The organism is Streptomyces sp. NPDC045695, assembly GCF_056432025.1.
The window spans coordinates 1-19,331 of sequence record NZ_JBWKJU010000016.1; the positions used below are offsets into that span (position 1 = coordinate 1).

Below are 19,331 nucleotides of genomic sequence, written 5' to 3' on the forward strand. Positions count from 1 at the left end.
CAAGGTCTGGAACAACGAAGCCCGGCCGTTCAAGTGGACCAAGACCGCCGACCAGATCATCGACCGGATCTGCCGCTACTGCGACAGGATCTCCGGACCAGGTCACTAGGTGTGTTGTCCCGGGAAGTTCGTGACACGCGTCCTAGCGCAGGCGCCGCACCTTCAGCACGTTGTCCGGACGGGTCCCGGGCCGGCCGTCCGGGCCGGTCAGGGCCTGTACGTAGTCCTCCGCCAGGAGGACCTCCCAGTCGCCCAGCGGCAGCTCCAGCTGCCCGAGGACCTCGTCCGGGGTCGGGAAGCCGATCTCGGCGTGCTTGTCCGGGTCCCACGACGGCCCGCCCGCGTGGCCGACCACCAGCAGGATGCCGCCGGGGGCCACGGCGGCGGCGGCCGAGCGCAGCACCCGGTCGCGCGGGAAGTCCCCGTAGTTGTGCAGGAAGCACGCCGAGACCAGGTCGAACTCCCCGTCGGGGAAGGACTCGGTGAGGTCGTGCCGCTGCCAGTCGACGCGCTCGCCGACCCCGGCCTCGTCGGCGTGTTCGGCCGCGCGGCCGAGGGCGACCTTCGAGATGTCGGTTCCGGTGACCTGCCAGCCCTGCCGGGCCAGCCACACCGCGTCGGCGCCCTCGCCGCAGCCCAGGTCGAGGGCGCGGCCGGGGGTCAGGTCCGACACCTCGCGCACCAGGGCCTCATTGGCCCGGCCGCTCCAGATGCGGGTGCTCTCGCTGTAGCGGGCGTCCCAGAACTCCTCGTCCCCGGAGTGCTCCTGATGCGCGTGGTGCTGGTGATCGTGCTGGCGCCGGTGCTCGTGCTGGTGCTCGTGTTCGGACATGCGGGCCTCTTCCTCTGCGGGTTCGCCGGTACGCGTCCGATGCTGCGCCGGTGCCCGGGCCGGGGCAAATAACGTTGCCGTTCCGGCAAACCCGCAGGGTCCCCTCAGGCGTCCGCAGGCTCCGCGATCAAGGCCGTCCCCACCCTGCGGAAGCCGACGCGCCCGTAGATGCGGGCCACGTCCTCGTCGCCCGCGGAGAGGAAGACCGTGCGGGCCCCGCGCTCGCGGGCCCGTGCGACCAGGGCCGCGGTGACCTCCAGGGCCAGGCCCTGGCGGCGGGCCGACGGGAGCGTGCCCACGCCCACGACCTCCGCGACGTCCCCGACCGGGTTGTACTGCCCCGAGCACAGCACGGCGCCGTCCCGGACGGCCGCCGCCAGAGCCGTACGGCCCGAGGCGAGCATCGACGCCACCCGTGCCCGGCGCTCCTCGGCCGACGGGTCCTCCATCGCCGCCCGCAGCTCCTCCAGGCCGGCCTCGCCGATCGCCGTGCCCGGGTCCGAGAAGGCCAGGGCCGGGACCGTCACCGCGGCCGCCAGCAGCGGATCGTCCGCTTCGAGCAGGCGCACCTGCGGGTGCGGGGGCAGTTCCTCGGCCGTTTCCAGCACCATCAGCGGGTGCGCGTGGACGTGCAGCCCCGCCGCCTCCACCGCGGCGCGCAGCGAGGGGCTGGTTTCGGCCACCCACTCGAAGGCCTCCGGCACCTTCAGCTCCCGCTGGCGGGCCCGGACCCGCTCCACGTCGGCCGCGGTCGCGTCCGGGCCGCCGAGCGCGGGGCGTGCGTAGTACGGCCAGCCCTGCCCCTCCTGTACGAAGAGGGTCAAGGGCCCGAAGTCCTCGGCGCGGGCCCCGCCCACCCGCGGCACGGTGTCGTAGTACCGCTCGAGCTCGGACAGCACGGAATCGATCATGTGGTCGGTCATCCGGACATCCAAGCAAAGAGCCGCGCCCCGGGCACCTGCTTTCGGGCCCGCCCGAGCCGCTCCGCGCCGAGGACCGCCGTCAGGCGCCTTCCTTGAGGACGCGCGAGATCAGGGCCCGCTGCGCGTCCGACAGGTCCGGCTCGTGGCAGCAGACGGTCCGGCCGTCCACCGTGATCCGGTACGAGAACCCGTCCCGCACCCGGTCCGCCGCGTGGCCCGGCGGACCGGGCCGCAGCGCCAGCCCGGCCAGGTCCCGCCACTCCTCCTCGTCGGGCATGCCCGAGGTGTCCACCTCGGCCCGGCGCTCGATGCCCGCGAAACCGCCCGTCCGTTCCACCTGAATCCGCATGACCGTCTTTCTACTCCAGACAGGCCCCGCTACCCCAGGCCCCCGCTACCCCAGGCCCCCGCTACACCGGCCCCCGCTACCCCAGGCCCACGGTGGACCAGGCCTTCTGGAGCGCCTGGTGCTCCGCGCCCCCGTCCCCGTACAGGCTCACGGCCGCCGCCACCGACAGCCGGGCGAAGTCCGCGAAGTCCGCGTCCGGGGCCAGCTCCCCGCCCGTCAGGGTGGCGTACCAGATCCGCCCCGCCCGCTCCCACGCCTTGCCGCCCAGCTCGGTCGCCGCCAGGTAGAAGGCGTGGTTGGGAATGCCGGAGTTGATGTGCACCCCGCCGTTGTCCCGGGAGGTCCGCACGTAGTCGTCCATCGTCGCGGGCTGCGGGTCCTTGCCGAGCTCGTCGTCGTCGTACGCGGTCCCGGGCGCCTTCATCGAGCGCAGCGCGACCCCGGACACGTGGGGACCCAGCAGACCGGCCCCGATCAGCCAGTCGGCCTCCTCCGCCGTCTGCTCCAGCGAGTACTGCTTGATCAGTGAGCCGAAGACGTCGGACATCGACTCGTTCAGGGCGCCGGACTGCCCGTAGTACTCCAGGTTCGCCGTGTGCTGGGTGACCCCGTGGGTCAGTTCGTGGCCGATGACGTCCAGCGACACGGTGAAGTCGAGGAAGAGGTCCCCGTCCCCGTCGCCGAAGACCATCTGCCGGCCGTCCCAGAAGGCGTTGTTGTAGTCCTCGCCGTAGTGGACGGTCGCGTCCAGGGCCAGCCCGGCGTCGTCGATCGAGCGCCGGCCGAATCCCTCCAGGAACAGCTCGAAGGTCGCCCCGAGCCCGGCGTACGCCCGGTTGACCGTGGCGTCCCGGCCCGCGGGGTCACCCTCGGCGCGCACCTGGGTGCCGGGCAGCCGGGTGCGGTGCTGCGCGTCGTAGATCGTGCGGTTCGGCGCGTCGGAGGCGGGAGCGTCCGGGGCGGCGGTGATCCCCCGGACGGTGGTCACCCGGCGCCGGGTGCGCAGGAGGGAGTCGTGTTCGAGGGTGCGCTGCGCGAGGTCGGCGCGCCGGGAGTCCTCGGAGCGGGCGGCCCTGTCGAGGAGGTGCGGCGGCACGACGGTGCAGAAGACGGGGTGGCGGTGAGTGTGGGAGGCATCCATCTCCGCAATGTGGCAGCGGGTCATGACGCTGTCACTACCTGCCACCATGATTCATTCGGTGGTCTTAAAGGGGTGGCGCGCGGTTGACGGATCGTCCCGACCTGAGGGGGAGGAAAGAGGTGTAGCTCACAATTAGTGCAAAACGGACGGGTCGGTCTTGCATACTGACACAGGTCCTCGCGTTACGGCGCGGCTCGGTTAGGCTCGGTCCATCATGCGTTTCGGGCTGCTTCTCCTTAGCTGCCGCGGCGAGGGTCTGTAGTCGTAGGCCGGCCCCCTCCCCGCGGAGTTTGGTGTTGCGGTTTTTACGACCGCCGTCGGCCGTCCCAGCGAACTACCGCGGACACGCGAGGAGCCCAACGCCATGAGCCAGCAGCCTTTTGTCGGTCGCCCCACGCCCATCACCAACGCGACCCACACCCAGAAGCCCTCCGGCATGCCGATCCACAAGTACGGCCAGTACGAGCAGGTGGACATCCCGGACCGCACCTGGCCGGACGCCCGCGTCACCAAGGCTCCCCGCTGGCTGTCCACCGACCTGCGGGACGGCAACCAGTCGCTGATCGACCCGATGACCCCCGCCCGCAAGCGCGAGATGTTCGACCTGCTGGTGCGCATGGGCTACAAGGAGATCGAGGTCGGCTTCCCCTCCTCCGGCGAGACCGACTTCGCCTTCGTGCGGTCCATCATCGAAGAGGGCGCGATCCCGGACGACGTGACCATCTCCGTACTGACCCAGGCCCGCGAGGACCTGATCGAGCGGACCGTCGAGTCCCTGGTCGGCGCCAAGCGCGCCACCGTGCACCTGTACAACGCGACCGCCCCGACCTTCCGCCGGGTCGTCTTCCGCGGCTCCAAGGAGCAGATCAAGCAGATCGCCGTCGACGGCACCCGCCTGGTCATGGAGTACGCCGGCAAGCTGCTGGGCCCCGAGACCGTCTTCGGCTACCAGTACAGCCCCGAGATCTTCACCGACACCGAGCTGGACTTCGCCCTGGAGGTCTGCGAGGCCGTCTGCGACGTCTGGCAGCCGGGCGAGGGCCGCGAGATCATCCTGAACCTGCCCGCCACCGTGGAGCGCTCGACGCCCTCCACGCACGCGGACCGCTTCGAGTGGATGGCCCGCAACCTGACCCGCCGCGAGCACATCTGCATCTCCGTGCACCCGCACAACGACCGCGGCACCGCCGTCGCCGCCGCCGAGCTGGCCCTGATGGCCGGCGCCGACCGCATCGAGGGCTGCCTGTTCGGCCAGGGCGAGCGCACCGGCAACGTCGACCTGATCACCCTGGGCATGAACCTGTTCTCGCAGGGCGTCGACCCGCAGATCGACTTCTCGCAGATCGACGAGATCCGCCGCACCAGCGAGTACTGCAACCAGATGGAGGTCCACCCGCGCCACCCCTACGCGGGCGACCTGGTCTACACCGCCTTCTCCGGTTCCCACCAGGACGCCATCAAGAAGGGTTTCGACGCCATGGAGGCCGACGCGGCCGCCCGGGGCAAGACCGTCGACGACATCGAGTGGGCCGTCCCGTACCTGCCCATCGACCCCAAGGACGTCGGCCGCTCCTACGAGGCGGTCATCCGGGTCAACTCGCAGTCCGGCAAGGGCGGCATCGCGTACGTCCTGAAGAACGACCACAAGCTGGACCTGCCGCGCCGCATGCAGATCGAGTTCTCGCGGATCATCCAGGCCAAGACCGACGCCGAGGGCGGCGAGGTCACGCCGAAGGCGATCTGGGACGTCTTCCAGGACGAGTACCTGCCCAACCCCGAGAACCCGTGGGGCCGCATCCAGCTGCGCTCCGGCTCCACCGCCACCGACAAGGACGGCACCGACACGCTGACCGTCGAGGCGGTCGTGGACGGCATGGACACGGTCCTGAACGGCACCGGCAACGGTCCCATCTCGGCCTTCTTCGACGCGCTGGCCGGCATCGGCGTCGACGCCCGCCTGCTGGACTACACCGAGCACACGATGAGCGAGGGCGCCTCCGCCGTGGCCGCCTCGTACATCGAGTGCGCGATCGACGGCCGCGTCCTGTGGGGCATCGGCATCGACGCCAACACCACCCGCGCCTCCCTGAAGGCGGTCATCTCCGCCGTCAACCGCGCGGGCCGCTGACCCCCGGACCGCGTAACCCCGCCTGCGTGGACCCCGTCCCCCCTCCCGGAGGGGCGGGGTTCCGCCGTTCCCGGCCGCGCGCGTGCGGCTCGTCGTCCCGCGCCGCCGGCTCCGGCTCCGTACGGCACCGGCTCCGTACGGATGGTGCCGGACGCCACCGCGTTGACGCGGTCCCCGGCCGATCCCGTGGGCGGCGCCGGCCGCCGGACGGGCCTGCCGCCCGTGCGGCGACCTCGGGGAATGCCGCCGGGGCGGTGGGGCGCAGATCGGCCAAGTCCGCGCGCGGGCCCATGTTGTCTCGTCACACGACTGACGCATGCTCACCGATGTGGCTAACATCACGCCAACCCGGCGACGTTGCCGGAAGGTTACGCGCGGAGGTGCGACGTGCTGCCAGTTCGGGGTGGGGACGGCCGGAAGCTGACGGTCTGGGGCATCCGTACCACCTGGAGCACCGTGGGTGACGGGGAGTTCTTCTGCCCCGGCTGCGGCGGTGACCGCAACTACCGCCGGCGCACCGGTCGGCGCCGGTTCACCGTCCTCGGGGTACCGCTGCTGCCGCGCGGCGAGGAGGGGCCGGTCGTCGAGTGCCAGGGCTGCCGGGCGCGCTTCGGCACCGACGTCCTGGACCACCTGACCACCACCCGGTTCACGGCGCTCCTGCGCGACGCCGTGCACACCGTGGCGCTGGCCGTGCTCGCCGCGGGCGGGACGGCCTCGCGCAGCGCGCTGGAGGCCGCCGCGTGCGCCGTACGGGCCGCGGGCTTCCAGGACTGCGGCGAGGAGCAGCTGGAGTGCCTCGTGGAGGCCTTGTCCGCCGACGAGGGCCGGCTCGGGCTGTACGACGTCCCGGAGTGCTGCGGGGCCGCCCTGTCGATCGAGCTCCACGAGGCCCTGGAGCCCCTTGCTCCGCACCTGGCGGGCCCCGGCCGCGAGTCGATCCTGCTCCAGGGGGCCCGTATCGCCCTCGCGGACGGCCCGTACATCCCGGCCGAACGCGAGGTGCTGTCCACCGTCGGCGCGGCGCTGCGGATCGACGCGGACGAGGTGGCCCGGCTGCTGTCTGCGGTGCGGGCGCCGTAGGGGGACCCGGTTCGCGTGAGACCCGGTTCGCGAGACGCCCTCCGGCAGGCCGCCCGCCTGCCGGAGGGCCTCTTCGTGCCGCGCCGCGTCCGCGATGCGGACTCGATCCGTCCGAAACTGCGCGGTAGGACGTAACGATCCGGCCTCGTACGGCCGATTCCGGGCTCTGTGAAGGTCACGTGAACGGCGCGGGCGATCTCCCCGAGCGCCCGGTGTCCACCTGTCGGACGGCCGGAGCGACGGCTTCCCGTGTGCGGATCCCCACCGCCGTCAGGTCCATCCGCGCACGTCACCGCAGGTGCGCCGGGCCGTGAGGCGGCACGGGCGGACCACTTAGGACGGCCCGGCACATACCCCTGCGCGTGAGTGCGCACCACTGGAGAAAGCTACAGATCGGGACGGCCTGAGGGTCAACAATTTGTGGAAGTCGACGATATCTGTGAGGCCCCCCACAGGCGTTCAATTCCGGTCACACGACAAGACGGCGCCGTTAACAGAGCGCGGCTTCGATCCTCCTGAGCGTGAACACACTGACAACCCTGGCGGACCAACGGGTTAGCGACCCACTCCGGCCAGGAGTCACCAGATCTCCTCTCGGTTACCTACCTCTTTGAAGGGCAAGGCAGAGATGGCACGTGTCGCCGCCCGGCTTTCCACCGATGGAGAGCGGAGCACGCACCCGGTCGACGAGGTGCTCCCCCTCCCCAAGCTCGCGCTGTACGGCTTCCAACACGTACTCGCCTTCTACGCCGGTGCGGTGATCGTCCCGATCATCGTCGGCAACGCGCTGAAGCTGAGCCCTGAACAGCTCGTCTACCTGATCAACGCGGACCTCTTCACCTGCGGTATCGCCTCGATCATCCAGGCCTTCGGCATCGGCCGGATCGGTGCGCGACTGCCGCTGATCCAGGGCGTGACCTTCACGGCCGTGTCCCCGATGATCGCCATCGGCCTCGGCGCGGGGGGCGGCACCGCGGCCCTGCTCGTCATCTACGGCGCCGTCATCACGGCCGGCATCGCCACCTTCGCCTTCGCCTGGCTGCCCGCCAAGGCGTTCCGGATGGTCATGCGGCTGTTCCCACCCGTCGTCACCGGCACGGTCATCACCGTGCTGGGCATCGTCCTGATCCCGGTCGGCCTCAACGACGCGGCGGGCGGCCTCGGCAGCCCCGACTTCGGCGACCCGAAGAACTTCGCCTACGCCGGCGGCACGATGCTCTTCATCCTCGTCCTGATGAAGATCGGCAGGCCGTTCCTCTCCAGCATCTCCATCCTCCTCGGCCTGGTCGTCGGCACCACCGTCGCCTTCCTCCTCGGGGACGCGAAGTTCGGCGACGTCAGCCAGTCCGACTGGGTGGGCGTCACCACGCCCTTCCACTTCGGCGTCCCGAAGTTCGAGTGGTTCCCGATCGTCCTGATGCTCATCGTCATGCTGATCACCATGGTCGAGACGACCGGTGACACCTACGCCGTCGGCGACATCGTCGGCAAGGACGTCGACAGCGAGACCGTGGCCCGTGCCCTGCGGGCCGACGGCGCGGCCACCGCACTCGGCGGTGTCCTGAACTCCTTCCCGTACGTCGCCTTCGCGGAGAACGTCGGCCTGGTGCGGATGACGAAGGTGAAGAGCCGGTTCGTGGTCGTCGCCGCGGGCGTCTTCATGATCGTCCTGGGTCTCCTGCCCAAGGCGGCCGCGATCGTCGCCGCCGTCCCGCACGGAGTCCTCGGCGGCGCCGCGACCGTCATGTTCGCCATGGTCGCCCTGGCCGGTATCCAGACCCTGGGCAAGGTGGACCTGAAGGAGGAGAAGAACGCGCTGATCGTGGGCGTCTCCCTCGCCTTCGCCCTGCTCCCCGCGACCGTCCCGGTCTTCTTCGCCGAGCACATGGACCCGGACCTGTCCTCGCTCCTCAACAGCGGTGTCACCCTCGGTGCCACGGCCGCCATCGTCCTGAACCTGATCTTCAACGGCCCGGCCAAGGACGACGCCCACGGCGTAGCGGGCGCCGTCGAGGCCATGGCCGTGGCCGCGGCCGTAGCCGCGCCCGAGGCGGAGTCCGAGGAGGCGGCGGAGGTCGCGCCCGCGCCGGCTCCGGGGTCCGCTTCCGAGTCCGCTTCCGAGTCCGCTCCTGATTCCAAGGACTCCCCGGCAGTCATCCCGGCCCAGTCGGACGAGGGCGAAACCGCCCCCGCACCGACCGCCTGACCCTCCCAAGGGGTGTCCCCGGCCGGCGCCAGCCCGGCCGGGGCCGCTGCCGTTCACGTACCGCCCCTGACCGTCCCCTGACCGCCCCGCCCGTCGTCCCGTCCCCGTACGGGACAATGGGCGCATGAGTCTGTTCCGCGACGACGGCATCGTGCTGCGCACCCAGAAGCTGGGTGAGGCGGACCGCATCATCACGCTGCTGACCCGGGGTCACGGCCGGGTGCGGGCCGTCGCGCGCGGCGTCCGGCGTACGAAGTCCAAGTTCGGGGCCCGGCTGGAACCTTTCTCCCACGCCGACGTGCAGTTCTTCGCCCGCGGCAGCGAGCTGATCGGCCGCAGCCTGCCGCTCTGCACCCAGACCGAGATCATCGCCCCGTACGGCAACGGCATCGTCACCGACTACGCCCGCTACACCGCCGGCACCGCCATGCTGGAGACCGCCGAGCGGTTCGCCGAGAACGAGGGCGAGCCCGCGGTCCAGCAGTACCTGCTGCTCGTCGGAGGCCTGCGCACCCTCTCGCGCGGCGAACACGAACCGCACCTGATCCTCGACGCCTTCCTGCTGCGCTCCCTCGCCGTCAACGGCTACGCGCCCAGCTTCGACGACTGCGCGAAGTGCGGGATCCACGGCCCCAACCGGCACTTCTCCGTCGCCGCGGGCGGGGTGATATGCGGTGACTGCCGGGTGCCCGGCAGCGTCGTACCCTCGTCGGAGGCCATCGCCCTGCTCAGCGCGCTGCTGACGGGCGACTGGGGGTACGCCGACGCGTGCGAGGCACGCCACGTGCGGGAGGGCAGCGGGCTGGTCTCGGCCTATTTGCACTGGCATCTGGAGCGCGGGCTACGCTCCCTGCGATACGTCGAGAAATAGGAGCTGGGCACATGGCACGACGCGGAATTCTGGGACGCTCCCGCCGCGAGTACAAGGTTCCCGAGCCGCACCCGTCCGGTGAGCGCCCGCCGAGGATCCCCGGCGAGCTGGTCCCGAACCACGTCGCGGTCGTCATGGACGGCAACGGCCGCTGGGCCAAGGAGCGCGGCCTGCCCCGCACCGAGGGCCACAAGGTGGGCGAGGGCGTCGTGCTCGACGTGCTCAAGGGCTGCCTGGAGATGGGCGTCAAGAACCTCTCCCTGTACGCCTTCTCGACGGAGAACTGGAAGCGCTCGCCCGACGAGGTGCGCTTCCTGATGAACTTCAACCGCGATGTCATCCGGCGCCGCCGCGACGAGATGAACGAACTGGGCATCCGCATCCGCTGGGTCGGCCGCATGCCGAAGATGTGGAAGTCGGTCGTCCAGGAGCTCCAGGTCGCTCAGGAGCAGACCGTCGACAACGACGCGATGACCCTGTACTTCTGCGTCAACTACGGCGGCCGCGCGGAGATCGCGGACGCGGCCCAGGCGATCGCCCGCGACGTGGCGGCCGGCAAGCTCGACCCGTCGAAGGTGAACGAGAAGACCTTCGCGAAGTACATGTACTACCCGGACATGCCGGACGTGGACCTCTTCCTGCGTCCCAGCGGCGAGCAGCGCACCTCCAACTACCTGCTCTGGCAGAGCGCGTACGCGGAGATGGTCTTCCAGGACGTGCTGTGGCCGGACTTCGACCGCCGCAACCTCTGGGCGGCGTGCCTGGAGTACGCCCAGCGCGACCGCCGCTTCGGCGGAGCGGTCCCGAACCAGGCCGAGGGCTCCGCCTGACCTCACGGTCCCGCTGCGTCGGAGCGCGCAGCCCCGTACGCGAAGACGCCCGGGCCCGTCCGACGTGGACCGGGTCCGGGCGATCTGAGGGCCGAGGCCCCGTCGGCGCGATCGGAAGGCGACGGCTCAGGCCGCGGCGGCCGCGCAGTCCGAGCAGGTGCCGAAGATCTCCACCGTGTGGGCCACGTTCACGTAGCCGTGCTCGGCCGCGATGGAATCCGCCCACTTCTCCACCGCCGGGCCCTCCACCTCGACCGCCTTGCCGCACTTGCGGCAGACCAGGTGGTGGTGGTGGTCCCCGGTGGAGCAGCGGCGGTAGACGGACTCGCCGTCGCTGGTGCGCAGCACGTCGACCTCGCCGGCGTCCGCGAGCGACTGGAGCGTGCGGTACACGGTGGTCAGGCCGACCGAATCGCCGCGGTGCTTGAGCATGTCGTGGAGCTCCTGGGCGCTGCGGAACTCGTCCACCTCGTCCAGGGCAGCGGCCACTGCGGCCCGCTGCCGGGTGGATCGTCCTCGTACTGGCGCGGTATTCATCTCGCCAGGCGCAGTCGCCACCGGTTCCTCCTCGTGTAGGCCTGCGGCCATTGTGCCAGGCGGCCGTCCCTCCTAGGCGGCCTCCCGTGGATCATGGCCGGAGTACGCCCCCTCACGGGCTTGATCCACAAGGCACCGCCTAGACCTTCACGTCGTCCCCCGTGCAGACCCCGTCGGCGGCGGCGCGGGCCGCTTCGGCCCGGCGCCTGGCCAGGGGCGCGGACAGCGCCGTCATCCCGACGAAGACGGTGATGGCGAGCAGCACGATCATGGCGCCCGAGGGTGCGTCGACGTAGTACGTGGTGGCCGTGCCGGTCAGTGCGACGGTGAGGCTGATCGCGATGGCCACGCCCAGGGTGGCGGCGAAGCCGCGGGTGAGCCGCTGGGCGGCGGCGACGGGGATCACCATCATGGCGCTGACCAGCAGCAGGCCGACGATGCGCATCGCGACGGTGACGGTGACGGCGGCGGTCACGGCGATCAGCAGGTTCAGCGCCCGCACCGGCAGGCCGGTGACCCGGGCGAACTCCTCGTCCTGGCAGACGGCGAAGAGCTGGCGGCGCAGGCCGATGGTGACGGCGAGGACGAAGGCGGAGAGGATCGCCATCGCGGTGACGTCCTCGGGCGCGACGGCGGTGATCGAGCCGAACATGGCACTGAGGAGCTTGGTCGGGGAACCGCCGCCCACGTGCATGATCATCACACCGCCGGCCAGGCCGCCGTAGAACAGCATGGCGAGCGCGACATCGCCGCTGGTCCTGCCGCGGGAGCGGATCAGCTCCATGGCGACGGCGCCGAGGACGGCCACCAGCGTCGCCATCCACACCGGGCTGGTGTTCATCACGAAGCCGAGCGCGACACCGGTCATGGCGACGTGGCCGAGGCCGTCACCCATGACCGCCTGGCGGCGCTGGACGAGGTACGTGCCGATCGCGGGCGCGGTGATGCCCACCAGTGCGGCGGCGATCAGCGCGCGCACCATGAAGGGGGAGGCCAGGAGGTCCATCAGCTCAGCAGTCCCGTCCGCAGGGGCTCGGCGTCGTGCGCCGCGTGGGGGTGTACGTGGTCGTGGCCGGGCAGGGCGTGCTGGCCCACGGCCTCCGGAGGAGGTCCGTCGTGCACGACGCAGCCGTCGCGCAGGACGACCGCCCGGTCGATCAGGGGCTCCAGCGGGCCCAGTTCGTGCAGGACGAGCAGGACGGTGGAGCCGGCGGCGACCTGCTCGCGCAGGGCGTTCGCGAGGACCTCCTGGTTGGCGAGGTCCACGCCCGCCATCGGCTCGTCCATGATCAGCAGCTCGGGCTCGACGGCGAGGGCCCGGGCTATGAGGACGCGCTGGTGCTGGCCGCCCGAGAGGGCGTTGACCGAGGCGTCGGCGTAGGCGTCCATGTCGACGAGGGCCAGGGCGCGGTCGACGGCGGTCCTGTCGGCCTTGCGCAGGAGGCCGAAGCGGGAGCGGGCCAGCCGGCCGGAGGAGACGACCTCGCGGACGGTGGCGGGGACACCGCTGGCGGCGGTGGTGCGCTGGGGGACGTACCCGATGCGGGACCAGTCGCGGAAGCGCTTGAAGTCCGTTCCGAAGAGGGACAGCTCGCCGCCGCTCAGCGGGACCTGGCCGACCACGGCACGCACGGCCGTGGACTTGCCGGAGCCGTTGGCGCCGAGCAGGGCGACGACCTCACCGCCGCGGACGGTGAGGTCGATCCCGCGCAGCACGGGTCGCGAGCCGAGCGAGGCCGTGGCCGCGCGCAGGGATATGACGGACTCGCCGTCCGCCGGGCGGGGCGTGGACTGCATGGCTCGCGCCTCCGTTGCTGCTGCTGCCATTACTTGCTACCGAGTGCCTTCTGGAGGTTCTTCAGGTTGGACCGCATGACCTCGAAGTAGTCAGCGCCCTGGGACGTGCCGGTGATTCCCTCGAGCGGGTCGAGGACGTCGGTCTTCAGGCCGGTGTCCGCCGCGAGGACCTTGGCCGTCTTGTCGCTGGCCAGGGTCTCGAAGAACACGGTGGAGACGTTCTCCTTCTTCGCGACGTCCTGGAGCTCCTTCATCCGGGCCGGGCTCGGCTCGGACTCGGGGTCGACGCCGGAGATGCTCTCCTGGTCCAGGTCGTAGCGCTCGGCGAGGTAGCCGAAGGCGGAGTGGGTCGTGATGAAGGTCCTGGTGGCCGCGTTCTTCAGGCCGTCCTTGAACTCGCCGTCGAGCCCGTGCAGCTTGGCGACCAGCTCGTCGGTGTTCTTCTTGTAGTCCGCCGCGTGGTCGGGGTCGGCCTTCTCCAGGGCCGCGCCGACGCCCTTGGCGATCTCCGCGTACTTGGTGGGGTCGAGCCACACGTGCGGGTCCGCGCCGGCCTCGCCGTGGCCGTGGTCGTGCCCTTCCTCGCCGTCGCGGTGTTCGCCCTCCTCGGCGTGGCCCGGCTCGGCGCCGTGGACTTCGAGGGTGGTGAGGGTCGCGGCGTCCACGACGTTCTTCACGCCGGACTGGGCGACGGCCTTGTCGACGGCGGGCTGCAGGGTCTTGAGGTAGAGGACCACGTCGGCTTCGCCGAGCTTCGCGGTCTGCTTCGGGGTGATCTCCAGGTCGTGCGGTTCGACGCCCGGCTTGGTCAGGGAGTCGACCTTCACGTGGTCCTTGCCGATCTGCTCGGCGAGGAACTGCAGGGGGTAGAACGACGCCGTCACGCCGACCTTGCCGTCCTTGCCTGCCGTGGCACTCGTGGCGGAGCAGGCGGTGAGGGCCGTGGCGCCGAGGGCGACGGCGCCGGCGAGGGCGGCGGTGGGTATGAGGCGTCGTACGTTCATGACATCCATTTTCATCAAAAATGGAAACGATTGTCAAAAGCCCAGGCGAGGGGGGTCGTGCCCGCGGCCCTGGAGGGGAACCGATTTGAAAGGGGGGGTGCGGGCGCCGGTAACCTAAAGGCTTCGCCGTTCGTCCTCGTAATGAAGAGAGCACCGTGGCCGCCGACAAGATCGACACCATCGTCAGCCTGAGCAAGCGCCGTGGCTTCGTTTTCCCGTGCAGTGACATCTACGGCGGCTCCAAGGCCGCCTGGGACTACGGCCCGCTGGGTGTCGAGCTCAAGGAGAACATCAAGCGCCAGTGGTGGAAGGCGATGGTCACCGGGCGTGAGGACATCGTCGGTCTCGACTCGTCCGTGATCCTGGCCCCCGAGGTCTGGGTGGCCTCCGGCCACGTCGCCACCTTCTCGGACCCGCTGACCGAGTGCACCGCCTGCCACAAGCGGCACCGCGCGGACCACCTCGAAGAGGCTTACGAGGCCAAGCACGGCCGGCTGCCCGAGAACGGCCTCGCCGACGTCAACTGCCCGCACTGCGGTGTGAAGGGCCAGTTCACCGAGCCCAAGCAGTTCTCCGGCATGCTGGAGACCCACCTCGGCCCGACCCAGGACACCGGCTCCAAGGCGTACCTGCGCCCCGAGACCGCCCAGGGCATCTTCACCAACTTCGCCATGGTGCAGACCACCTCGCGCAAGAAGCCCCCGTTCGGCATCGCGCAGATGGGCAAGTCCTTCCGGAACGAGATCACTCCGGGCAACTTCATCTTCCGCACGCGCGAGTTCGAGCAGATGGAGATGGAGTTCTTCGTCAAGCCGGGCGAGGACGAGCAGTGGCAGGAGTACTGGATGCAGGAGCGGTGGAACTGGTACCGCGACCTCGGCATCCGCGAGGAGAACATCCGCTGGTACGAGCACCCGAAGGAGAAGCTGTCCCACTACTCGAAGCGCACCGCCGACATCGAGTACCGCTTCAACTTCGGTGGCAACGAGTTCTCCGAGCTCGAAGGCGTGGCCAACCGCACCGACTTCGACCTCAAGGCCCACTCCGCCGCCTCCGGCCAGGACCTCACCTACTTCGACCAGGAGGCCGGTGAGCGCTACACCCCGTACGTCATCGAGCCGGCGGCCGGTGTGAACCGCGCCATGCTCGCCTTCATGCTCGACGCGTACATCGAGGACGAGGCCCCGAACGCCAAGGGCGTCATGGAGAAGCGCACCGTGATGCGCCTCGACCCGCGCCTGGCCCCGATCAAGGTCGCCGTCCTGCCGCTGTCCCGCAACCCGCAGCTGTCGCCGAAGGCCAAGGGCCTCGCCGCCGACCTGCGCAAGAACTGGAACATCGAGTTCGACGACGCGGGCGCCATCGGCCGCCGCTACCGCCGCCAGGACGAGATCGGTACGCCGTTCTGCGTCACCGTCGACTTCGACACCCTGGACGACAACGCGGTGACCGTGCGCGAGCGCGACACCATGAAGCAGGAGCGCGTCTCCCTGGACCAGATCCAGGCCTACCTCGGCAGCCGTCTGCTCGGCTGCTAGGACCGCTTGGTCCGGCTCGGCCCGAACGACCGGTGGCCCGGTGCGCACGCTGCGCACCGGGCCACCGGTCGTTCGCGTCCCGCCCTCGTCAGGCCGGGGCTCCCGGGGCGGCCTCGGCTGCCCGGGCGGCCTCGGCCGCGCGGCGCTCGCCCTCCGCCCGGGACCGCTTCGCGTAGAGCGTGGTCCACAGGGCCAGGGCGCCCAGCACCCCGTAGATCATGATGGGGCTGAGGGTCACCATCGTCTTGGTGTCCAGCGCGTACGCCAGGGCGATACGGACGGCGGCCTCGGCCACGTAGGCAACGCCCCAGACCAGGGTCATGGTGCGCATGGTGGTCCGGAACCCCTCGTACTGCCACAGGCCGTTCCACCAGGCGGTGCTCTGCGGGGTGCCGTCCGTGGCGAACTTGCGGCCGAAGTAGAACATCAGCGGCCGCGCCGCGGCCAGCGTGCCCAGGCACAGCAGCCCGAACAGCCCCGTCACGGCGGAGTCCTTGATCAGCAGCGTGCGGGCCGTGTGGTCGCCGACGAGCGAGACGACGGCCGTGACAGCCAGGAACACCAGCGTGACGACGGCGAACTCGTCCAGCTTGCGCCGCCAGGCCAGACTGATGGCGCTGTCGAGCACCGGCCAGGCACTGCTGAGGAGCAGCGCCCCGAACTCGCTCCAGCCGTGGTCGTCGACGAGCGTGTTGTACGTGATGATCGGCGCCACGACATTGAGGCCGATGGTCAGGATCCAGCCGAGGGCGGCCGCGGCCCCCGAGCGGGCGGGAGGTGCGGGTCGTGCTTCTTGGGCGGACAAGTTTCCCCCTGGAACGTGCCTGATGAGTGCGGTAAGGGGACCGTAAGGACACCGCGGGGGCGGGGACAAGGTGAACGCGCCCCAAATGATCATCAAGCTGTCCGGACCCAAGAATTCCGGACCGGTCCCTCGGGGACCCACCGGGACCCACCGGGACCCACCGGGTTCCGCCGGGTCGGCCCCTGTGTCCCGCGGACCCCGCCAGGCCCGTCAGGCGCGCAGGCCCCGGATGACCAGAGCGGTGACCGCCTCGAACTCGGCGAGGATCGTGGGGGAGAGCCAGTCGGCCGCGTACTGCGGATCGTGGAAGCGGCCCGTGGCGTAGAAGACCGCGCGGGCGGCCGCCGGCACGTCGTCGGCGGCGAGCGTGCCCGACGCGACGCCCTCGGCGATGATCCGGGCCAGCTGGTCGATCAGCTGGTTCAGATGCGAGTCGACCACGCCGCTGTTCTCGGTGAGCAGCACCGTGTAGGTGGCGAACAGCTCGGGATCGTCACCCGCCTTGTGACGCTTGGCCTCGAAGAGCGCCTCCAGCCACGCCTCCAGCTTGGAGGGCGCACTCGCGGCGGGAGCCGAGGTGATCTCCTCCAGCGCGGCGACGCTCCTGGTGAGCCAGCGGTCCGTCACGGCCTCGCGCAGCGCTGCCTTCGAGGGGAAGTGCCGGTAGACGCTGCCGTGACTGACCCCCAGGGCGCGGGCCACGTCCACCACCGTCGCCTTGGTCGGGCCGAAGCGGCGCAGCACCTCCTCGGTGGTTTCGAGGATGCGCTCGGGTGTCAGGGGCTCGGCCGCGGCGGGGGACATGGGTATGACCGTACCGCCCGGCTCAGCGCTCGCTGTCGAGGTGGGCCATCTGGGCCGCCGGATAACGCTCGCCGGCCGCGGCTCCCGCCGGCACGGCGTCCTCGATGGCGGCCAGGTCGGCGGCGCTGAGGGATATCTCGATGGCACCCAGTGCCTCGGCCAGCCGGTCCCGGCTCCGCGCCCCGACCAGCGGCACGATGTCCTCGCCGCGGGCGAGCACCCAGGCGATGGCGGTCTGGGCGACGCTCACGCCCTTGCCTTCGGCGACCTTGCGCAGGGCCTCGACCAGGTCGAGGTTCCGGTGGAGGTTCTCGCCCTGGAAGCGAGGGCTCATGCCGCGGAAGTCGCCCGCGCTCAGGGCTCGGTCCCGGGCGAAGTGGCCGCTGATCAGGCCGCGGGAGAGCACCCCGTACGCCGTGATGCCTATGCCGAGCTCCCGCGCCGTCGGCAGGATCTCGTCCTCGATGCCGCGGGAGATCAGCGAATACTCGATCTGGAGGTCGGCGATCGGGGCCACTGCGGCGGCCCGGCGCAGCGTGTCGGCGCCGACCTCGGACAGGCCGATGTGCCGCACGTGTCCGGCCTCGACCGCCTCGGCGATGGCCCCGACGGTCTCCTCGATCGGCACGGCCGGGTCCACGCGGGCGATCCGGTAGATGTCGATGTGGTCCCGGCCGAGCCGCTGGAGCGAGTAGGCGAGGAAGTTCCTGACGGCCTCGGGCCGCCCGTCATATCCGGTGAAACCGCCCTCGACCGTGCGCAGGGCGCCGAACTTGACGCTGGTCATCGTCCGCTCGCGGGCCGCGGCGGGCGCGGTGCGCAGGGCTTCGTTGATCAGCAGCTCGTTGTGGCCCATGCCGTAGAAGTCGCCCGTGTCGAGCAGCGCGCTCGTGTCGTCGGGGACCGCGTCCAGGTAGGCGTGGATCGTCGCGAGGGACTCGGCGCGGTCGGCCGTCCCGTAGAGGGCGGACATCCCCATGCAGCCCAGCCCCAGCGGGAACACGGCGGGACCGGTGCTGCCGAGGGTGCGGCGGCGGGGGGTTTCGATGGTCGCGGTAGTGCGGTCGTTCGTCGTCATGCAACGAGAATGGCATGACGAGTGACAGATTTCAATATCTGTCACTCGTCAGTATCGGGCGGGGTGCGCAGAGCCATGGCGGCCGCCGCGACCAGGGCGAGGACCGTCGTCGGTGCGAGCTCGTAGTGCTTGGCGCGGAGGGGGGCGGCGACCGCCCCGAGGGTCACGCCGAGGGTGGCGTCCGCGCCGAGCGGAGGGACCCATAGGCCCGCGACCAGGCCGAACGCCCCGCCGCCTTGAGGGCGGCCAGACGCGGCAGCCAGGAGTCCGGGACATGCACCTTCTGCATGCCGGCGACGACCTGGTCGTTGCGCTGGAGCGTGAGGGTGGCGGAGGTGGTGAGGACGGCGGCGAGCAGGCCACCGACGACGGCGCAGCAGACCGTCACGCCCGCCGGCAGACCGTCACGCCCGCCGGCCGGCCGTCACGCCCTTCGGCCGACCGGTCACGCCCGCGGGACGTCCGCCGGCGCGGCCTGGCTCGCCGGTACCTCCAGCTCGCGGGCCGTGCGGTCCGCCGTCGCGCGCGCCCAGGCGCCGCTCGTCGCCGCGCCCACCACCAGGACCAGCAGCCCGCAGACCGAGATGATCCACCAGGCCGGCTGCGCCGCCGTGGAGAAGTCCGCGCCGCCCGTCAGCCCGGCCGCCAGCACCGAGCCGATGACCGCGACGCCCAGGGTGCCGCCGGTCTGCCTGCTGGTGGAGGCGATGGCGGCCGCGACGCCCGCCTGGGAGCGCGGCATCCCGGAGACGGCCGTATTGGTGATCGGCGCGTTGACCATGCCGAAGCCGAGCCCGAACAGCACGTACCCCGTGAACAACAGCGGGGTGGAGGTCTCGGCCTCGAAAAGGGCGAACAGCAGCCCGCTCGCCGACATGGCGACGCCCGCGATCAGCAGGCAGATCCGGGGCCCGCGGCTGCCCACCAGCCGCCCCGCCACCGGCGCGAACAGGAAGGTCAGCGCCGCCATCGGCAGCATGTAGAGCCCGGCGTGCAGGGCGCTGAGCCCCCGCACGTCCTGGAGGTAGAGCGTGTTCAGGAAGAGGAACCCGGCCAGTCCGGCGAACGCGCTGATCGCGATCACGGTCGAGCCGCTGAACGGCGCGCTGCGGAAGAACCGGAGATCGATCAGCGGCTCCTCGCGCCGCGACTCGTAGACCAGCAGCCCCACGAACGAACAGACGGCCACCAGGGCGCACCCCATGATCAGCGGTGAACGCCAGCCGGCGGCCGGCCCCTCGATGATCCCGTAGGTCAGGCTGCCGAGCAGGGCGACGACCAGCAGCTGGCCCACCGGGTCCGGGGGGGGGGGGGGGGGGGGGGGGGGGGGGGGGGGGGGGGGGGGGGGGGGGGGGGGGGGGGGGGGCGGGAGGCGATATGGGGCTAGAGAGGGGGGTGACCAAGC

The 19,331-nt window shown here is 71.0% G+C and carries 19 protein-coding genes and 1 pseudogene; 6 read left to right on the top strand and 14 right to left on the bottom strand.

The window, feature by feature from the left end; translation table 11 throughout:
* Positions 1–142 precede the first annotated feature (142 nt).
* From AC07DU_RS24400 to AC07DU_RS24415, 4 genes are all read right to left on the bottom strand, one after another.
* Complete coding sequence (locus tag AC07DU_RS24400) at positions 143–832, bottom strand: class I SAM-dependent methyltransferase (RefSeq protein ID WP_479113567.1); 690 nt, start codon at positions 830–832, stop codon at positions 143–145.
* A gap of 104 nt (positions 833–936) precedes the next feature.
* A complete protein-coding gene (locus AC07DU_RS24405) occupies positions 937–1,755 on the bottom strand; it encodes a GNAT family N-acetyltransferase (RefSeq protein ID WP_479113569.1) in 819 nt (272 codons plus the stop codon).
* 79 nt (positions 1,756–1,834) lie between these two features.
* Positions 1,835–2,104: a protealysin inhibitor emfourin gene (locus tag AC07DU_RS24410; RefSeq protein WP_479113571.1), complete on the bottom strand. Its 270-nt coding sequence runs from the start codon at positions 2,102–2,104 to the stop codon at positions 1,835–1,837.
* Between the two features lie 76 nt (positions 2,105–2,180).
* Positions 2,181–3,245: a M4 family metallopeptidase gene (locus AC07DU_RS24415; RefSeq protein WP_479113573.1), complete on the bottom strand. Its 1,065-nt coding sequence runs from the start codon at positions 3,243–3,245 to the stop codon at positions 2,181–2,183.
* Between the two features lie 364 nt (positions 3,246–3,609).
* On the opposite strand from AC07DU_RS24415, the gene leuA reads away from it, so the two are divergent.
* The 5 genes from leuA to AC07DU_RS24440 all read left to right on the top strand — a co-directional run bounded on the left by leuA (position 3,610) and on the right by AC07DU_RS24440 (position 10,363).
* Positions 3,610–5,373 (top strand): 2-isopropylmalate synthase, encoded by a 1,764-nt coding sequence (gene leuA / locus AC07DU_RS24420; RefSeq protein WP_479113575.1) that lies wholly within the window; start codon positions 3,610–3,612, stop codon positions 5,371–5,373.
* 387 nt (positions 5,374–5,760) lie between these two features.
* Positions 5,761–6,456, top strand: a complete 696-nt coding sequence (locus AC07DU_RS24425; RefSeq protein ID WP_360893028.1) for a TerB family tellurite resistance protein — start codon at positions 5,761–5,763, stop codon at positions 6,454–6,456.
* Between the two features lie 628 nt (positions 6,457–7,084).
* Entirely contained in the window at positions 7,085–8,662 is a 1,578-nt protein-coding gene (locus tag AC07DU_RS24430) for a nucleobase:cation symporter-2 family protein (RefSeq protein ID WP_479113577.1), read from the top strand.
* 124 nt (positions 8,663–8,786) lie between these two features.
* A complete protein-coding gene (gene recO, locus AC07DU_RS24435; protein ID WP_360893035.1) occupies positions 8,787–9,533 on the top strand; it encodes a DNA repair protein RecO in 747 nt (248 codons plus the stop codon).
* Positions 9,534–9,544: 11 nt separating this feature from the next.
* On the top strand, positions 9,545–10,363 hold the full coding sequence (locus AC07DU_RS24440) for an isoprenyl transferase (protein ID WP_360893038.1): 819 nt from the start codon (positions 9,545–9,547) through the stop codon (positions 10,361–10,363).
* Between the two features lie 126 nt (positions 10,364–10,489).
* Here the strand turns inward: AC07DU_RS24440 and AC07DU_RS24445 are convergent, their stop codons facing one another.
* The 4 genes from AC07DU_RS24445 to AC07DU_RS24460 all read right to left on the bottom strand — a co-directional run bounded on the left by AC07DU_RS24445 (position 10,490) and on the right by AC07DU_RS24460 (position 13,701).
* Positions 10,490–10,921, bottom strand: coding sequence for a Fur family transcriptional regulator (locus tag AC07DU_RS24445; RefSeq protein ID WP_360893041.1), 432 nt, complete (start codon positions 10,919–10,921; stop codon positions 10,490–10,492).
* A gap of 118 nt (positions 10,922–11,039) precedes the next feature.
* Complete coding sequence (locus AC07DU_RS24450; RefSeq protein ID WP_360893043.1) at positions 11,040–11,906, bottom strand: metal ABC transporter permease; 867 nt, start codon at positions 11,904–11,906, stop codon at positions 11,040–11,042.
* Positions 11,906–12,697 carry a metal ABC transporter ATP-binding protein gene (locus tag AC07DU_RS24455; RefSeq protein ID WP_479113579.1) on the bottom strand — a complete coding sequence of 264 codons (792 nt, stop codon included), beginning with the start codon at positions 12,695–12,697 and terminating at the stop codon, positions 11,906–11,908. The genes AC07DU_RS24450 and AC07DU_RS24455 overlap by 1 nt, the downstream gene beginning before the upstream one ends.
* A 29-nt stretch (positions 12,698–12,726) precedes the next feature.
* On the bottom strand, positions 12,727–13,701 hold the full coding sequence (locus tag AC07DU_RS24460) for a metal ABC transporter substrate-binding protein (protein WP_479035439.1): 975 nt from the start codon (positions 13,699–13,701) through the stop codon (positions 12,727–12,729).
* 155 nt (positions 13,702–13,856) lie between these two features.
* Between AC07DU_RS24460 and AC07DU_RS24465 the strand changes: the two genes are divergently transcribed.
* On the top strand, positions 13,857–15,239 hold the full coding sequence (locus AC07DU_RS24465) for a glycine--tRNA ligase (RefSeq protein WP_453371484.1): 1,383 nt from the start codon (positions 13,857–13,859) through the stop codon (positions 15,237–15,239).
* Between the two features lie 88 nt (positions 15,240–15,327).
* On the opposite strand, the gene AC07DU_RS24470 is transcribed toward AC07DU_RS24465, so the two are convergent.
* From AC07DU_RS24470 to AC07DU_RS24495, 6 genes and pseudogenes are all read right to left on the bottom strand, one after another.
* The gene (locus AC07DU_RS24470; RefSeq protein WP_479113582.1) at positions 15,328–16,044 is read right to left on the bottom strand and encodes a VC0807 family protein; all 717 of its coding nucleotides are present in this window, start codon (positions 16,042–16,044) and stop codon (positions 15,328–15,330) included.
* 210 nt (positions 16,045–16,254) lie between these two features.
* Complete coding sequence (locus AC07DU_RS24475) at positions 16,255–16,848, bottom strand: TetR/AcrR family transcriptional regulator (RefSeq protein WP_360903504.1); 594 nt, start codon at positions 16,846–16,848, stop codon at positions 16,255–16,257.
* 22 nt (positions 16,849–16,870) lie between these two features.
* Entirely contained in the window at positions 16,871–17,926 is a 1,056-nt protein-coding gene (locus AC07DU_RS24480) for an aldo/keto reductase (RefSeq protein ID WP_479113584.1), read from the bottom strand.
* Between the two features lie 41 nt (positions 17,927–17,967).
* Complete coding sequence (locus tag AC07DU_RS24485; protein ID WP_479113586.1) at positions 17,968–18,093, bottom strand: hypothetical protein; 126 nt, start codon at positions 18,091–18,093, stop codon at positions 17,968–17,970.
* Positions 18,090–18,314, bottom strand: coding sequence for a DoxX family protein (locus AC07DU_RS24490; protein ID WP_479113588.1), 225 nt, complete (start codon positions 18,312–18,314; stop codon positions 18,090–18,092). Before AC07DU_RS24490 ends, AC07DU_RS24485 begins: the two co-directional genes overlap by 4 nt.
* Positions 18,315–18,371: 57 nt before the next feature.
* Positions 18,372–19,244: pseudogene (locus tag AC07DU_RS24495) on the bottom strand (MFS transporter); the annotation flags it as partial.
* Positions 19,245–19,331: the final 87 nt, after the last annotated feature.

Excerpts from the sequence above, each read along its gene's own strand:
- AC07DU_RS24400 (WP_479113567.1), bottom strand. The coding sequence starts at position 832 with ATGTCCGAACACGAGCACCAGCACGAGCACCGGCGCCAGCACGATCAC.
- AC07DU_RS24405 (WP_479113569.1), bottom strand. The coding sequence starts at position 1,755 with ATGACCGACCACATGATCGATTCCGTGCTGTCCGAGCTCGAGCGGTAC.
- AC07DU_RS24410 (WP_479113571.1), bottom strand. The coding sequence starts at position 2,104 with ATGCGGATTCAGGTGGAACGGACGGGCGGTTTCGCGGGCATCGAGCGC.
- AC07DU_RS24415 (WP_479113573.1), bottom strand. The coding sequence starts at position 3,245 with ATGGATGCCTCCCACACTCACCGCCACCCCGTCTTCTGCACCGTCGTG.
- leuA (WP_479113575.1), top strand. The coding sequence starts at position 3,610 with ATGAGCCAGCAGCCTTTTGTCGGTCGCCCCACGCCCATCACCAACGCG.
- AC07DU_RS24430 (WP_479113577.1), top strand. The coding sequence starts at position 7,085 with ATGGCACGTGTCGCCGCCCGGCTTTCCACCGATGGAGAGCGGAGCACG.
- recO (WP_360893035.1), top strand. The coding sequence starts at position 8,787 with ATGAGTCTGTTCCGCGACGACGGCATCGTGCTGCGCACCCAGAAGCTG.
- AC07DU_RS24440 (WP_360893038.1), top strand. The coding sequence starts at position 9,545 with ATGGCACGACGCGGAATTCTGGGACGCTCCCGCCGCGAGTACAAGGTT.
- AC07DU_RS24450 (WP_360893043.1), bottom strand. The coding sequence starts at position 11,906 with ATGGACCTCCTGGCCTCCCCCTTCATGGTGCGCGCGCTGATCGCCGCC.
- AC07DU_RS24455 (WP_479113579.1), bottom strand. The coding sequence starts at position 12,697 with ATGCAGTCCACGCCCCGCCCGGCGGACGGCGAGTCCGTCATATCCCTG.
- AC07DU_RS24460 (WP_479035439.1), bottom strand. The coding sequence starts at position 13,701 with ATGAACGTACGACGCCTCATACCCACCGCCGCCCTCGCCGGCGCCGTC.
- AC07DU_RS24475 (WP_360903504.1), bottom strand. The coding sequence starts at position 16,848 with ATGTCCCCCGCCGCGGCCGAGCCCCTGACACCCGAGCGCATCCTCGAA.
- AC07DU_RS24480 (WP_479113584.1), bottom strand. The coding sequence starts at position 17,926 with ATGACGACGAACGACCGCACTACCGCGACCATCGAAACCCCCCGCCGC.